This is a genomic window from Pedobacter agri (assembly GCF_032678665.1).
In the GTDB taxonomy this organism is placed as follows: domain Bacteria; phylum Bacteroidota; class Bacteroidia; order Sphingobacteriales; family Sphingobacteriaceae; genus Pedobacter; species Pedobacter agri_A.
This window is the reverse complement of the sequence record NZ_JAVTSH010000001.1, coordinates 528,976-545,010: the sequence shown is the minus strand read 5'-3', so window position 1 is coordinate 545,010 and position 16,035 is coordinate 528,976. Positions and strand designations below refer to the sequence as shown.

The following is a 16,035-nucleotide window of genomic DNA, read 5'->3' as shown; positions in this document are numbered from 1 at the left end:
TACTCCCCACTTCAAAGGTTTATTTCTGCTTAGGTAACAATTGAAATACATAACTGTCAGTTTGACGGTTATATACTTCGGAAATAAAAAAGTCCCGGTGAAAACCGGGACTTGAAATAAGATAAGGTAGATTACATTCTCATGCGTGGTTGACCGCCGCCACCTTGATTTGGCATTTGAACATCACTTCCCATATTTCTTCCGCCAATGCGGGTTAAAGAATAAGTGAATGAGAACATATAGTATCGTTTTAAAACATTATAATTTAAATCGGTAATGGTGTTATTTGTTGCCGTTCTGCTAATACCTTGATTTTGGTTGAAAGCATCATTAACTGCAATCTTGAAAGTTCCTCTGTTTTTAAAGAATTGACGACTGATGTAAGAGTTTACCAAGGTAAAATTAGTGTTATAACCTTCTCCTCGGCCAGTGTTTTTAAGATAATCCAAATCGATAGCTAAACGAATGTTTCCAGGAAACAGGTAACTGATGTCAAAACTTGGATTTAATGTGAAAAACTGCGTATTTGAATTTGGCGTAGCAGAATATGTAGCTCTTGTAACGGTTCCACCAATTCCTGCCGTTAAATCAAATTTGTCAAAGTTAGTTACAAACCTATAATTGTTGTTTATGCTCCAGTTGTTTGTTATGTTTTCTACACCACTGGTTATGTTTGCACCTCTCGAAAAGTTCGCTGCTAATGTTGCATTTAAGTTCAGTTTATTTTCAGGAAGAATTGGTTGACCTAAAACTATATTTGCATTTCCACTATAATTTCCATCAACATTAATATAGGTAGAAGCCACTTTACCATAATTTATATCCGTTGGATTTGTGATTACAGATTGGCTGGAAGCAAAAGCATTAAATGTTTGTGTTAAATTTAAAAAGACCGCAAAGAATCGCATTTTAGCAAAGGCAAAGTTATTATACCTTACGCTCAACGTATTGTTAAATGCCGGCTTTAAATTAGGGTTACCTAGAATTACAGATTGTGTATTGGTATTATCCGGAATGGGTTGAATTTGATCAATTGTTGGTTGTGAGGTTGTTCCTCTATAGTTAACCGATAATCTTTTACTGTTGCTAAAATTGTACCTGAATTGTGCAGATGGAGTTAGATTGATGAAATTTTGATTAAACACAACACCTGTAGATAAGTTTGTATTTTCTCTATGCGTTTGTTGCCCAGCTACACCAATATTAAAATTGTACTTCTTTTGGTTAACGGTATAACTCAATCCAGCAGCATTGGTTAATGTTTGATTTTCATAGTGATTAGAATATGTGTTATCCACGATATCAAAATTGCCAGTAGTTGTATTGAAGTTAAAAATGTTTCTATCAGAAGTACTATTGTTTATTCCGTTTTGGTAATTAAACTCAATGCTTGTTGTTTTAGATAAGGGTTCGGTGTAAACCACTCTCGTAGTATTGGTAATATTCCTGCTGCTTAAATCATTAAGTTGATTTGTTAGCTTTGGAGTGGTAACGCCACCTACAGTGCTGTTTTCAGAGATGTAGTTAATGTTATCTGAGTCATTATTATTGATTGAGGTGTTAACGTTTAAAGATAAGGTACGACCTCTGCGCTGAAACTTTTTACGAACCAAAATATTGTTGGTAATCGCTGGAGTGGAATTATCAGTGGTGTAATTCTGATCACCAACTGTATTAGTTGTTTCGTTACCAATCACATTATTCCTATTGTACCTTTGCAAACTTAAGCCATTATTTTCCGTGTAAGCAACATTAGGTTGTATTTTGATGCTGGTGGTAGAATCAAGCTTAGTATCAATCATAAAATTAAACCTGTGGTTGGTTTTATCACTATTGCTATTTAAATAGTTACTTACGTTTTGTGAGTTGTTGCCTAATAATGTTTGCGTGTTGCTTGTTTGCTCATTAAAAACAGATGATTTGTTGAAGAAATAACTTCCCTGAATTTGTGTTCCATCTTTATAAGTATCAGCAAAATTTAATCCGGCTGCATTCGTCGTCGTAATACCACCACCTCCAGATGAGGTACTTCCGCCGCCTATATTGAAGCCTCTGCCACCACCGCCACCGCCGCCGAATCCATTACCCTGACCTCCACCGCCGCCAAAGCTTTGTTTATTCACGTTGTTGAATTGGCCGATAAAGCTAAACTGCTGGTCGTTATCGAACTTGTTAACATTTAAGCTGGCATCATAGCGGTCATTAGTTCCGTAACCAACTGTACTGTTACCGAAATAACCTTTTTTCATGCCAGCTTTTGTGGTGATGTTTAAGATTTTGCTTCTTGTGCCGTCATCAATACCCGTAAATTGCGCCTGTTCAGATAATTCATCTATTACCTGAATTTTGTCAACCATATCTGCTGGTAAATTTTTGGTTGCTAAAAGTGGATCACTTCCAAAAAATTCTTTACCATCAACTTTAACCCTTGTTACCGTTTCACCCTGGGCTTTAATGCTGCCATCTTTGGCTACTTCTACACCTGGTAGTTTTTTCAACACATCCTCAACCACTGCATTTTCACGTACTTTGATTGATTTTGCATCAAACTCTAAAGTGTCTTTTTTTACCACCACCGGAATAGTTGCTGTTACATTTACATCGTTCAGATCTACACCATCGTCTGCCATTGGAATCTCGCCGGCATTCACCGATGCTTTTGCCACCTCAACATCCTTTGTTGCTGTTTTTAAACCTAGAAATGCTGCGTAAATGCGATATTTGCCAGGAGCAATGGCTTTGAAACTAAATGTTCCATCAGGACTGGTTTGACCAGAAGCTACAACTGCCGAATCTTTAAGATTTCTCACGGCGATAGTTGCAAAATCAACTGGTTTTTTATCTTTAGCGCTGATTACTTTTCCTGTAATCGCACCGGTATTTTGAGCTTGAGCGAGATAACCGCAAAATAGGAGAACAATGAAAATTGCCCTCTGAACGTTCTTCTTCATTTAGAAAAAATTGGATATATTAATACAAAACTAAGCTATCAGACTAAGCTAAGTTTAAAAGGTTTGGTTAAGATGTGTTAAATGATAGGTAACATTTTAAATACAGCATGTGGGAGCAGGCTGCGAATTGAGCGTTAATGGTAACTATTTTTGTTGAGCGGGATAACTTTTGTAATAAACTTTCGGGCAGTTGCAGTCTTTTTTGAAAATACTGCAGCTACTTAAACTTAACATCGCCAAAATTAAAACTGAACTAATTATTTTTCTCATCGAAATTAAGTTTGTGAAGTAAAATATAGCTAAATACAGCCATTAGGCAGCCCAACAAATCACAACCGAAATCCCACCATTCTGCTGAGCGATAGGTAAAAACTTTCCATTGCAATAACTCAATACCACCTCCAATGATAACATTGATGAGGATGATCTTGAAAATGGTTAACGTTCTGAAACCGTAATTATTTTGATATTTTATTTTTCCGTAGAATAACAATACGGACAGTACGAAGAAAAACCCAAGGTGGGTCATTTTATCGAAGCCTGTAAAGAAAAAACCTTCGCCCTCTGTTGTGGGCATTTCAATATTACAAAGCACCAAAACAACAATTGTCCAGAAGATGGCCCATTTTTGTTGTTTTAGTGCTTTATACAAAATCTTTAAAATTAGGCGCCTACTAAAGCTTGGTAAGCATCTGCGGTTAATAATTCTTCAACTTCAGCTAAATCAGATAATGAAACTTTAACCATCCAGCCTTTGCCATAAGGATCAGAATTCACTAACTCCGGGTTGTCATTTAATTCAGCGTTAATTTCCAATACTGTACCAGTTACCGGCATGTATAAATCTGAAACCGTTTTAACAGCTTCTACTGTTCCGAAAACTTCTTCTTTAGCCACTTCAGAGCCAACGCTGTTGATGTCAACATAAACAATATCACCCAATTCGCGTTGTGCGAAATCAGTAATGCCGATAAAAGCTTCGTTACCTTCAACCTTAACCCACTCGTGGTCTTTAGTGTATTTTAATTCTGATGGAAAATTCATTATAATTTAACTTATTGATTATGAGTATTTTGTGTTAGTTCAATTTTAAGTGTTGCACACATAATTGCAAACATTTTCTTATTTGCTCATAATTCTAAGTATGTCAACGGCTCAAAAATACAATTTAGTTTAGCCATTCGCAAAGGCTGGAAAATTAAGTTTTATTTATCCTTCTCTTCCAGGATGTAATGTTTTTGGTTCTCTATAAATAAGGATGGGTTTATTGAAGGGTTTATTTTTTGAAACAATTAATTGAGAAATTCTTCAATTCAATTTTTGCGACAGAATCTAATTCTCTACTGGCATAAAAATGCAACGCTTGAGCCATAAAGTAGTTTTGACCTTTTCCACACTCGCATAACTCAGGTGGCGGGATTTTTTTAAAAAAATCATGGCCAATAGAATCTATCTTTTTAAAGAGTTCAGGGGAGTAGATTCCATCATAAGGGTTTCCAACATCCTTTTTTGATATTTCTTTCAATGCATCTGTACCTTTGTAAGCCTCAGTCAATATGGATAAAAATACTCTGTCTTTGAAGGCATTTATACATGGGTTGGGTCCATTATTGAAATCAAATTTTGAATACTGGTGGGAAACTCTGCAAGAGCAAAAAAGGAATAAACAAACTAGTACTAATAGTTGTGATATTTTCATATTTAATTGTTTGAAATGCAATCTACAGGTCCTTCAAAATGACATTGTTTCACGCGTAGCGTCATATTGGCCGCTTGCCCAATTGATAATATCTGATACTAGACAATATAGGCCTTTCTTGCCTTACACTCGCAAATCAGATTCACAACTATACAAATCTCTATGGTGGCATTTTGTTATAGCGTCAAAAAAAAGTTACTTTCTCTTTCCTTGTAACGAATAGTAATCTGTATCAAAGCCAATATAATCTATTAACCAATCATTTTCAACCTTCGTCAGTGCTACTATTCTATGATCGTGCTTTAATATCCTAAATCGTACTAACGCTTTGTGAGCGATTATTACAATATTTATGAATTCAATTTTATTAATAAAATTTAAAGTTTCATCCGGTTCAAAGCCAAAAATAAGATCAGCTTCTAATTCTGGAATAGGTCCGAAGTAGTTAGTTAGTGGTTTTCTTTTTAAAGAGACACCAACCGAATCATAAACCGATTTAATTGTTCCAATAAAATTTGAGGATAAGTAATTGGATTTTTTTAAATTATTAAGATAAATACCTAAAGCACGGTCATCTACTTTAACTACACTATCAGTCTTTTTTGTGTAATCCTCATTAAATCCGGTTAAAATAGGCACAGACTCCAACTTTGCTTCATTTTTTTTATACCATTGTAAAAAGTTTATAACTACATCCTTAACTCGATTGGACTCTTCCAGAGTCGGACTTTGAGCGTATAAGTTGCTAAATAATAGAATACTGATTAATGTGAGAAATAGTTTTTTCATTGATATTTAGAGTTTGATAGTGCAATCTGTTACTAAGATTATGGCTTGACGTCGAGTCTTGAAATTAAATCATTCCTTTGCTATATCCAGACACCTTCCACTTGTAATTATGACGTATGAACTTAAAAAAGCTTAATACTCCAACCGACTTTATCAGGATGGAACCTTCAGCATCATCACCCTTTATTTTCAATAACTCGAATGATATCTGAAATTTAGTATTGTCGAATTTCCCATATTTTGGATAACCCACAGGTTTATTAACAAAGACTACTGGCTTTCTAATTAATTTGTGATTAACATTTTCGTTATTCAAGTGTTCGTTTTTAATAAGATATACAGTATCAATCTCACCATTATTAATGAACTTCACTAGATCTGGATATCCAAGCATCAAATTAATTAAACAGTTTTTGTCTGACGAAATATCAGTATTTGCTTGATTGCTATTTGAACGACCCATGATGATGGTTAGCAATAATATTCCAATAAGATTTTTCATAATGGTAAATAATGCAATTTATAATAAAACCGGCTGATTTTTTTGAAATTCACATCAAAATCAAATTCTTCGAATTTAGTCCAGTATCATGCATTGCAGCTGGCTCGAGTCGATCATTTAACCGCTCAGTATATATGGATATTTTATATATCACCTAACTCATATCATTAAGGGGCAACTGTAATGAAAACTTTAGGTGCTTTGATTTAGCTTAAATAATGCAAAAAACACTACGATTGTTGCTAAAATCATGAGTAGCAAAAAAAATGAATTGGCTTTTAGTTTGCCGGTATCATTACTTCTAATGTTTCTAACAATATCATTTATCTTTTTTGGAAAAAATATCATGATAGCAAAACCAAACAATAAATAAGTTACATTCATATTAGTGTAGTACGATATATTCTATAGCATAAAGGCAAGAGGCAAAACTAAACATAGTAAGTGCTAATCCAATTGGAATTATTACTTTTTTAGCTACTACTCCGAACGCCATCTTGCTTGATGGAATGGACCATGTAGCCAAAAACAGACTGTACCAAAATTCCCAATGGTGAATTAAAATGACAAATGACGATGTGCCAAAAAGTGGACTAGTCAATTTATCTTTAACGTTTTGAAAGAAAGTTAAAAAAACATGAGCGCTAAATTTGTGCTAACCTAAGAATAGATTTATAATTTAGCTATCAACCTAAAATTAACTTCAATGGATTATGTACAGATATCTGCCTTTTCAGATGGAGCAGTTGGCACTTGATAGTGAAAGGCATATCTGACTTTGACAGCAAAGCAAGAATTATAGGCTAAATCTACAAAAACGCTCATGGGAACGACGGTTAAAAGTCGGAGCAGCAGCTATTGTATTTCCTCTTATTACAAGTATAACGCTGTTAATATTAAAGGTGGATTGAAAATAACAATCGATGCGATCGATAATTATAAATTTGATACTTTAGATAGTGATATTGCTTTTTATACTGATTTAACGAACTCAAGGCAGCATGGCCCGAGTTGCATTAACGAATGATATAATAAAATGAAACCATGAAAAAACTATTTATTTTATCATGCTTAATGATAGCATCATTTTCTCTGAATGCACAAACAACTTTTAAGGAGTTGAATTCTGGAAAGTATTTCCAAAATACATCGATTAAAAAATTTGTCGGGAACTGGATTGCAACTGTTGATGGGAATAAAATTGCTGTAAACATTTCGAAACAAAGAAAAAGGATTAAATCAGGAGTATTAAACTTTGAAACAGATGTATTGCTTTTCAAAATAAATCAATATAATTACGGTGGTCAGGACATTTCAAAATTTATCATTGATCCGATCACCATTATTGAAAATAAAGATCGTGCAGTTTATAGCGGAACATTCAATGATATTATCAAAAGCCAAATCGATGGTGATACAACAAAAACTAATTTTGTTAATATGAAAATTACCCTTATTTCTAAAAACGTAGTTAAATGGGAAACTACTCCATATTATAAATTGCCAGGAACTTCATTTTTGCCAGCTATATTATTGAACAGAGTCAAAGAAGATTAGATAATTTGTCGCAGCTGATATGAGGATAAATTAATCAGGGCGTTAACAAATGATTGATTAAATCATTATGTTTGAAAAAATCAATCTCTCAATATGGATCACGTATTACTTCTAATATCAGGTATATTAGGCATTTTTGTTTTAGTAGCCATATTTAACATCTCCAGCAATTTGGCTGCGATAAAAACGCAACTTCTGGTATCAAGCAAAAAGGACCTTTATGGCGATTACAAAAAGGCTTATCTGATGAAAAGGTCAAACCAAGAAATATTATATGCAGCACAAGAATATGTTTGGGCTGAGATGATAAAAGACCAATCAAAAAAGAAACATGCTGAGTTACATGAAATCTGGTCCTCAAGATTTATATCACTTGGCGGGGAATTCCCTGAGTATCCATTTAATAAATAGCGCCATGAGAACTTTTATCACTTTGTCACTGTGCTTCATGGCAAGCCTATGTTTTGGTCAAGATCAAACGCTACAATACAAAAAGATTAAGGGCCCTTTCGCAAAAGTGAGAGATACAGTTATTTTTGCGAACGCTTGCATTCTGTTAGTCGAAAACGACTTTACCAAATTTGAAAACTATCGTTTGGTTAAAGAAGCGATGGTAAGATTGGGGATAGAATTTATCAAGGATAAAAGGGGGCCTAAGCAAATCGTAACTAATCTAATCCCTATAAATGAGGGCAAGCCAGATTTAGCTAAATACACGATAACAATATGGTGCATGGACAATAAATTACGCATGACGTGTCAGGATAAATCAAAAAGAAAGGACTACGATCGTAAGAATGGCATCATAATGTTTGCCAAAATGAAGGAAGTGGCTGATCAAATGGGAGGAAAGATCTACTATACTAATTAGCGTTAGCCAAAGCCAATAAATCGCTTTCAAAATGAACCAGAAAAATCGGTAATGAAAAATACAATACTTGCACCCGGCTTTTGTATCCGGAGCCTGTGATCGTGCACCGATGTGCGAACAAAGGTATCAAAATCATTTTCAGGTCAAAGGTTCGACAATCCCCCAGCCGTTGAGTCCTTAAGCGGTCTTTCAAGTTTCCAGCATTTCCGACCGCCTGAACGGTCACCAATAAACTTTCAGTTCATCACCACGGTGCCTTTGAAATGCACAGCAACAATCTCCAAAATCCCAAAGCAAATAAAAAAGCCTTACAAACTATGTCTAAAAGGCTTTCAAAGATTTTATAAATAATAGCAAATGGAGGAAAATACTCGCAATTTTCCTTCTGATGGAAAATTCACTTGTCTTAAATTAGTTTGCCAATTCCGCTATAATGTTTGAATGTAATTCTTCCATTCTCTACGCTCTGTTTTTAATTTAATGTAAACCTCAAACTAAAACCAAAATTACTAAATGCGGTATTAAATGTTTGCGAGGTATAAGGTTTGGTAATGTTCGAATCGTAAAATAACTTGATGTTAAATTTCTGGTTCAATACATAATCAACACTTGGCCTTAAAGTAATATTTTTCGCTCCTGAAGAAATTTCTGCTTCAGTCACATCGGCACGGTAAATTACCGTTTTATTATCACGGATGGCTACATCCAATTTGAAATCCATGTTGTTATCCATTTTCAGGCTTTTAAACCAGCCAAATGGAAAACGGAATTTATTTGTTCTGTAACCTAAGCCTAAAACCATATTGTTCTCGGATAACTGTGCCAACTGACTATTTGCCAAGCTTAATCCCAATAACCTTGATCTGTTCAATTCAAAAGTAGCACTCAGGTTATTTTTAAATCGGGTATCTACACCAATTAAAGGTGAGAAGTATTCAGAGATGGTTACCTGTGCAAACTGATATTCGGGCAGGAAGTTGTTGTTTACATCGCGGTTAACCGAGAAGCCATTACTTTCCTGGTACCTTAACAAAGAATTAAAACCGTTGATGTTATAGGCAGAACGATAGCCATGACGAATATCAACAGAAGAAAACTTATCGGCAATAAAAGGAATTCTTGTTAAGCCGTTATACGTTAAACTCCAGTTTGGCAAAGGAATACGAGGAAATGCATTTAGTTTAGTTTTGCTCGCATCTTTACCGGTATATGCAGCCATGAATGCTGAAATAATTACATCCTGACTTTCTTTGCTATAACCATCTGCATAGCCACTATTTTGACCGCCAGAATTTGGATTTTGTGCACCCAATCTTCTGGAAACAATAATCCTGTTGGCCATAAATTGATTGAACAAAGTAGAAATGATGCTTGAATTTTTCTCTTTGAAAGCTGTTCCAAGAGCGATGTAAGATACGCTATAATCACCGGTAGTAATTGCACTCAAATTCTCAAATGAACCTACGCTTGCCTCATACCTAAAGTTGGTAGAGAAGTTTCGGGTTTGCGCTTTATTGGCTCTTAGCGTAATCCTTAGATCTTTAAATGGTTCAATTTGTCCGGTAAACTGTAAATCTTCTCTTAAAGTATTTACATAAAGTTGGTTTTGTAAAGTATCGGTAGTGAGCCAGCCATTGTTTAAAGCCATGTCTCTAATGTCTCGCTGGCTACCAAAAGCGAAACCTAAACCCGGTGCACCGGTAGCATTATCAATACCGAAATATTTTGTTGTAGGCAAATAACCCGGCAAAAATATACCCTTGGTTTGAACATAATTCGCATTTACATTTTTAACACTGGTTAACAGGTTAATGAAGAAGTTTTTAACTTTTGAGCCGTCTTCATTGTTGCCTGCATTTCTGATAAAGCCAAATTTGTTGTATAGTGTAACCAGGTTTAAGCTAGGATTGATCTGTAAATTTCTGCTGTTCTGAATGGTATTTCCTAAATTAATATTCGGATCTAATAATGTAGATAGTGGTTCAGTTTGCCAGTTGAAATTGGTTCCGTAACGCGTTTTCACAACTACCCAGTTTAAGCCAGGGATTTTATCAATTGGCAAATTATAGGTTACATTTAAATTGTGATTGTAGTCAGTGGTACGGCCAAGACGTTTGAGATTTTGCCAAACGGTATCACGTTTTAAACCTTCAATTCTGCCATCTGGCTCATCAATAATTGAATAATTAGTTGCATTAAAATCAAGTTGTAAAGAGCGGGTAAGATTCCAGGCGATACCGTAAATTCTACTCATTCTGAAGTTCTTGTTAAATGTTGTGCCGAAGCCATTCTGATAAATTGGAATGGTATTATTAGGATCATTATTCCGCAACGTGTTTTCAGAGTACAATCGGTCTACATCAATTCTAAAATTAATGGCACTTGGAAAAATACTGAAATTGAAATCTTTTAAAAGTGCTAACGTATTTGATTTGATAATTTTTTCAAAAGGTGCATACGTTTTTGCTTCTTTAGAATAACTATACTGTAATGAACCCCTGTAAGTATTCTGAATACTGCTTTGATTGATAAAATCGCGATGATTATATTCAGTGAAAGCATAACTCACCGCAAAGTTTTCAATATCCCATAAACGAACAGGTTTGCTGTTATTGGTGCGCTCTTTACGTACGTTGGTAAAGTTAATTCCCCTACGGATCGTATAATCCTGAGCAAAGTTTAAGATGGAATCTTTCTGCTCTCTGGTAGATTGATCAAGCGCATTTTTAAGTTCAATATCTGGTGTACGCGGATTGAACTGTGGCGTAGAAACCTGTTTTGAATAATTCACGAACATCGGAATTTTAACCCCAGATTTCTGAGGCAGGAACTTACCTAATTCAACCGCAGAAGAAACATCAAGCAAAACATTATCTGCCCGGTTACGCTCACTTACTTTTGAATCAATGGTACCAAAACCAATCGTAGATTTACTACCAGAAATATTTACATCAGCAAAATCAGCTAATTTCAGGTTCAAACGTGCTGTTGCTGCCCAACCTCCACGTTCATCAAATTCTGTTAATCTTAACTCGTTAAACCAAATTAAAGCATCTTTATCCAGGCCGTCATCGCTTTCAGCATTGTTTAATCCACGAAGTGGATTTTTAACCCCCAGCATATAAACCCTAACCTTACTCATATCTGGCTGACCTTTTACCACAATGGTTCTGTCGCCATCCGTGTAGGTAAACGGAACGTTGATTGGCCACGGCTGCCCATTGCCTTGTTTGGCTACGTTACGGGCAAGTTTAGCATTCTGAAACAAAGTTAAATCGATATCCATTCTATTGGCTTCGGGCCAAATGGCATCCGGATCACTTGTTCCAGGCGGCGTAATTTTTAAAGGCATTACATACTCGTAGTAGTTATCGATATTATCCGTACCAATCCTTAAAAAAGCTGAAACATCTCTATCATTTAATAACTGGTTATTTACAGCTTCCGCATGAACAAACATTTCTAAACGTTTGTATGATCTGAAATCGCTATAAGCAGTTTTAAATGCCGAGCGACCATAACCATCGCGTAAACTTTTTACCGTTACGGAAAGCGATTGCTCATTTAACCTGGTATCGCCACGGTAATTGCTGTAATCTCTTTCGCGAAGGATTCCCGGAGGGGTAACGTAAGGAATTGGAGAACGTTTACCGTTTTCTTCTATGTTAACTGTTGAAACCTGAACCGTAGAATTATCTGGCGTTAGTGCAGGCAACGAAGGATCAACAATCACCTGATCAGCTTCGTTTTTCGCATTAAACTCTCGCCATTCGCCACGGATCAACTGTAATTTGGCAAAACGTAAGATAGTTGTGTCGGCGAAATTCGTCATGAAAAGCCTGAAGAAACGGATGGATTTAAAATCCTGTATGTTACCCACTTTCTTCTGATATTGAGAAATCGGCACCCGGAACTGATACCAGGTTGCTGCCTGCGTATTGCCATTGGCCAATTTAACTTGCGAGGTAACCTTATCCGTAACGAAGTTTTGCCCCACAACCAAATCATTTTGGCGCATCGAAACTTTGTACTGGAAATACTCGTCGCTTTGCGTCATGTTGTTATCGCGATTGATATCTTCTCCATCCGGTAATGCTGTCGAAGCTGAATTTTCAATCCCTAGTTCTTCCTGCGATTGTTGTGAAGTTTTGGAGTTTCCTTCTGGTCCGTTATATCTTTCGTAACGTTTTAAAATACCTGCATTGATGGCATCGAGCTGAGGTCCTCTGAAATATGCGTAATTGTCAGATGATGGATCGGCATCGATAGCAGCGGCAGCAGTGCCATTTAACTGTGCTTTGATTTGGTTAATGGCTGCAGCAAATTTTGTTTTTTCATTCGCATCCGATAAACCATCTAAACCAACATCCTGTGCTCTACGGGCAGCAGGATCGTTATCAAACGCTTGAATTACCGGTTGCAGTTTAGGAACTCTTCCCCAGTTGGTTTCATCATATTTAGACGGATCTTCTCCCGCAGGCAAACCATTTTCTAATGATTTTCTGCCATCTTTTAAAATATCCTCCGAAATGTTACCCAGGTTGAAATAAAGATCTCCACCAGCGGTATTTGATTTGTTGTAGATAAATGGATCCAACACCCAGAATTCGATAAAGCCAACGTTTAAGGCTTCAAAATCATTCGTTTCGATTTTACGCTGAAAGCCACCCCATTTGGTTCTTGGTGCGATGAATTTACCATCAGGCTGGAAACCGGTAGTAACATAGTTATATGGACCACGAACGGTTGGGTAATAGGCCACATCCAACGTGGTAATATTTAAAGCCTGGCCAGTAGCCGTTTCTTTAAACGGGAAAACTTCCTGTTCAATTACTTCCCTCACGTAGTGATTAGAAAGTTCATTTCTGTTATTTCTGATATTTGCAGGCGTGGTAGATGCTGCCGAATTGTAAAAAGTAGGGTCGATGTTGTAAAATGCGATCCTTGCCCGGTTATATCCGTAGGCTAAATTATCTACCAGCTGCGATTCAGGAAAATCCTGCGGAGTTCCTGAAAGTTGCCATGAAATCGCACTTTTTAAATCGATAATTGATCTTGAAGCCTCGAAATCATCCAGGTAACTTACACCACTTCTGCTTCCGGCAAAATTTAATGCCCGCGGATGCCCTGGAATAAGCTGCGCATACTCTCCATAAAAAGTAACGCTCGATGGCGCTTTAGTGGAAATGAAAGGAAGTTTATCAACCAGTTTGGTTAAAAACCGGGATGGTGAACTATAATTGATGTCTGCTCCCCATATTGTATTAGAAATTGGTTCTTCACCAAGGTTTACCTTTTGCGTAAGCGGTTTCTCGGTGAGGTTCATAATGGTTCCGCCCAAATTTAACTTATTATTTACGCGGTAATCCAACCGTGTTCCAAACAGCGATCGTTGCTGTAGGCCAAATAACTCGTTATTTTCAGTGGTAATTCTAATCGGCTGACCAGAGGTAAGTAGTGCCTGATTGATGATACTCACCCTTCCGCCCTGATAATCTACCGTAAAATCAACACCTTCGGTTAAAGGCATGGTACCGGCAAAAACCTTTACCGAACCTTCAGGTACGTTAATGGCGTTTAAGCTAAACTCTGAAGATATTTCTGACTGATAATTACCTTTAATAATGTATCGGTTTTGATTTTGAAACAGTTGCTTTGCGATGGTTTGGGTAGAATCGTAAAGTGCAGTAAAAGTATATTTATCAATTAAGGCCTGTTCGCTAGGCAAAAATTTCGCTGCCAAATCGTTTCCAAAAGGTTCAATTATGGGGAAAATAATCCGGCCATTCGCAGGATCGATGGTAATGTAGCCCGTGTTGGTATTATTGGTAAGCGATGCCAAACCAGTACTTGATAAGTTTGAGCCAAAAGGACTGTTTAGGTTTTGGCTACTCGAAGAAAAATAAGACCCAAAGGCGTTATTTGCCGCCACGAAATCAAATATTCCGTCTGGTTTTTTTTCATTTTGCTGATTTAACCTATCAAATTCTGTCAGGGCAATCCACTGCTTATTTGCGGTGTTTTGTCCTTCCGTCATGATGGGCTTCTCTACACCGGTTTCGTTATCAATTCTAAAGATATCAAGTTTGAAATTTAAAGGACTGATTTGATATCCGCCAATAGAATAGATGTTTTTCATCATCAAATCCCAGGTAGGCAAATTGATTTTCATGGTTTCGTTCTTTAATAATTTGGCATAAAGAACTTTTGGGTTAGCCGCATCGAAAGTTACATCGGTAGAAAATTCTCCAACCTGATATTCTACTCCATTATAGGTGTAACGGTAAGCTACTGCTAAAACCTCATCAGCATTTAAAGGATTGTTTAACGAGATGTAACCCAGCTGCGGCTGGAAAGTAAATTCTCTTTCCGTTAATTTTCTGGCATAGGTTAGTTTTGCGTATTGGTCGGTTCCTCCATTGGCCTGAAAAAAGGGAATAATAGCATTTGAATTGGTGAATCTCGCATCAGCAGGTAAGTTCGCCAATAAAGAGTTCGATTGCTGCGGAAAACCGGTAGCAGTTGTTCCTGCAGGTAATGCAGAGCCTCCACCAGTTATTGGACCAGGGTTAAATGGCTGATTTTCTCCAAGGTTTAGAAAACCAAGTACATCACGCGAATCGGTAGTGGTTCCGGCCTTATTGGTAATCCATACCTCAATTTTGGTAATTTGAATAGGAGAGGTAATAATTGGCGCATTTGCCAAATGTTTGTTGTAATTGTTGCGGAAATATTGCGCCAAAAAGTAGTGTTTGTTGGCTTCGTAACTGTCTGCACTTACCCTGAATTCATTTTGTTGTGCACCATTGGTAATCCTAAGCTCACGCGATTCTGATTTTTGTTGCGTATACACACTCGTTACATTCAACTTGCCAAACTGTAGCTGGGTTTTAAGACCAAATAGTGCCTGTGTACCAGTAATGAGAGAAGTATTTAATGGCAAACTTACGTTACCCGCCTCAATTTTTTTGATGATATCATCCGGCCCTCCGGTATAATCCAGCTTAATCTGATTCTCAAAATCGAACTGAGCTTCGGTATTGTAGTTGCTCTTGATTTTTAATTTCGTGCCGATGTTTCCAACCAAATCCATCTGGATCCGCTGGTTGAAATCGAAGTTGGTTTGAACACGTTGACGTTCGTTAAAAAGTGGATTTTCATTTTTATTCACTCGACCCAAAAACGTCAGTTCTGCTTCTCCACGTGGCTGAATATCAATGGTGGTGCCGCCAAAAAGTTTTTCGAAAGCCTTGCTGTTAACCTGGATTTTAGGAATAATACCTGTATTTCTATAATCACTTACCTCAGCATTTGAAATACTTCTCCAGTTATCTCTTTTAATTTCGCTGTTAACCAAACGAGAATACTCATCAATGGTTAAGTATTGTGGTTGCGTTACGTACCTATCGCCAATAAGTTCTTTAACAATATAGCGCTTGTTTTTCGCATCATACTCCACCAATCTTTTCACATTGGAGGGCAAGGGGTAAAAAGGATTGGTTGATGCGCCCAAACCCAAGGTTTGTTTTTCACGTAAGCTGAAATTATTTTTAAGCGTAGCAGTATCTGCTTTGCTCGGAACAACTTGAGAGAAGGCGTTTTTTTTAGCAAATAAGAAAGGGAGGATGAGAAATAGGAGTGTAGAAATTCTCTTCAAAGGCCGTAA

The 16,035-nt window shown here is 36.6% G+C and carries 10 protein-coding genes; 3 read left to right on the top strand and 7 right to left on the bottom strand.

Translation table 11 applies throughout. The annotated features are described in order from the left end of the window. Positions 1-131: 131 nt before the first annotated feature. The 6 genes from R2Q70_RS02440 to R2Q70_RS02415 all read right to left on the bottom strand — a co-directional run bounded on the left by R2Q70_RS02440 (position 132) and on the right by R2Q70_RS02415 (position 5,941). A complete protein-coding gene (locus R2Q70_RS02440) occupies positions 132-2,951 on the bottom strand; it encodes an outer membrane beta-barrel family protein (protein ID WP_316806083.1) in 2,820 nt (939 codons plus the stop codon). Between the two features lie 253 nt (positions 2,952-3,204). After that, the gene (locus R2Q70_RS02435; RefSeq protein ID WP_316806082.1) at positions 3,205-3,603 is read right to left on the bottom strand and encodes a VanZ family protein; all 399 of its coding nucleotides are present in this window, start codon (positions 3,601-3,603) and stop codon (positions 3,205-3,207) included. An 11-nt stretch (positions 3,604-3,614) separates the two neighbouring features. Further along, complete coding sequence (gene gcvH / locus R2Q70_RS02430) at positions 3,615-3,995, bottom strand: glycine cleavage system protein GcvH (RefSeq protein WP_010600235.1); 381 nt, start codon at positions 3,993-3,995, stop codon at positions 3,615-3,617. A gap of 232 nt (positions 3,996-4,227) precedes the next feature. After that, entirely contained in the window at positions 4,228-4,650 is a 423-nt protein-coding gene (locus tag R2Q70_RS02425) for a hypothetical protein (RefSeq protein WP_316806081.1), read from the bottom strand. Positions 4,651-4,845: 195 nt separating this feature from the next. Continuing rightward, a complete protein-coding gene (locus R2Q70_RS02420; protein WP_316806080.1) occupies positions 4,846-5,439 on the bottom strand; it encodes a hypothetical protein in 594 nt (197 codons plus the stop codon). A 64-nt stretch (positions 5,440-5,503) separates the two neighbouring features. Beyond that, positions 5,504-5,941: a hypothetical protein gene (locus R2Q70_RS02415; RefSeq protein WP_316806079.1), complete on the bottom strand. Its 438-nt coding sequence runs from the start codon at positions 5,939-5,941 to the stop codon at positions 5,504-5,506. 1,044 nt (positions 5,942-6,985) lie between these two features. Between R2Q70_RS02415 and R2Q70_RS02410 the strand changes: the two genes are divergently transcribed. The 3 genes from R2Q70_RS02410 (at position 6,986) to R2Q70_RS02400 (ending at position 8,369) form a co-directional block, all read left to right on the top strand. Next, positions 6,986-7,498: a hypothetical protein gene (locus R2Q70_RS02410; protein ID WP_316806078.1), complete on the top strand. Its 513-nt coding sequence runs from the start codon at positions 6,986-6,988 to the stop codon at positions 7,496-7,498. Between the two features lie 93 nt (positions 7,499-7,591). Beyond that, positions 7,592-7,909 (top strand): hypothetical protein, encoded by a 318-nt coding sequence (locus tag R2Q70_RS02405; RefSeq protein WP_316806077.1) that lies wholly within the window; start codon positions 7,592-7,594, stop codon positions 7,907-7,909. 4 nt (positions 7,910-7,913) lie between these two features. Continuing rightward, a complete protein-coding gene (locus R2Q70_RS02400) occupies positions 7,914-8,369 on the top strand; it encodes a hypothetical protein (RefSeq protein ID WP_316806076.1) in 456 nt (151 codons plus the stop codon). 472 nt (positions 8,370-8,841) lie between these two features. Here the strand turns inward: R2Q70_RS02400 and sprA are convergent, their stop codons facing one another. Then, positions 8,842-16,026: a cell surface protein SprA gene (gene sprA, locus R2Q70_RS02395; RefSeq protein ID WP_316806075.1), complete on the bottom strand. Its 7,185-nt coding sequence runs from the start codon at positions 16,024-16,026 to the stop codon at positions 8,842-8,844. Positions 16,027-16,035 lie beyond the last annotated feature (9 nt).

Bases quoted from the DNA above. Each gene is read 5' to 3' on its own strand.
- R2Q70_RS02415 (WP_316806079.1), bottom strand. From the start codon at position 5,941: ATGAAAAATCTTATTGGAATATTATTGCTAACCATCATCATGGGTCGT.
- R2Q70_RS02425 (WP_316806081.1), bottom strand. From the start codon at position 4,650: ATGAAAATATCACAACTATTAGTACTAGTTTGTTTATTCCTTTTTTGC.
- R2Q70_RS02400 (WP_316806076.1), top strand. From the start codon at position 7,914: ATGAGAACTTTTATCACTTTGTCACTGTGCTTCATGGCAAGCCTATGT.
- R2Q70_RS02440 (WP_316806083.1), bottom strand. From the start codon at position 2,951: ATGAAGAAGAACGTTCAGAGGGCAATTTTCATTGTTCTCCTATTTTGC.
- R2Q70_RS02410 (WP_316806078.1), top strand. From the start codon at position 6,986: ATGAAAAAACTATTTATTTTATCATGCTTAATGATAGCATCATTTTCT.
- R2Q70_RS02405 (WP_316806077.1), top strand. From the start codon at position 7,592: ATGGATCACGTATTACTTCTAATATCAGGTATATTAGGCATTTTTGTT.
- gcvH (WP_010600235.1), bottom strand. From the start codon at position 3,995: ATGAATTTTCCATCAGAATTAAAATACACTAAAGACCACGAGTGGGTT.
- R2Q70_RS02420 (WP_316806080.1), bottom strand. From the start codon at position 5,439: ATGAAAAAACTATTTCTCACATTAATCAGTATTCTATTATTTAGCAAC.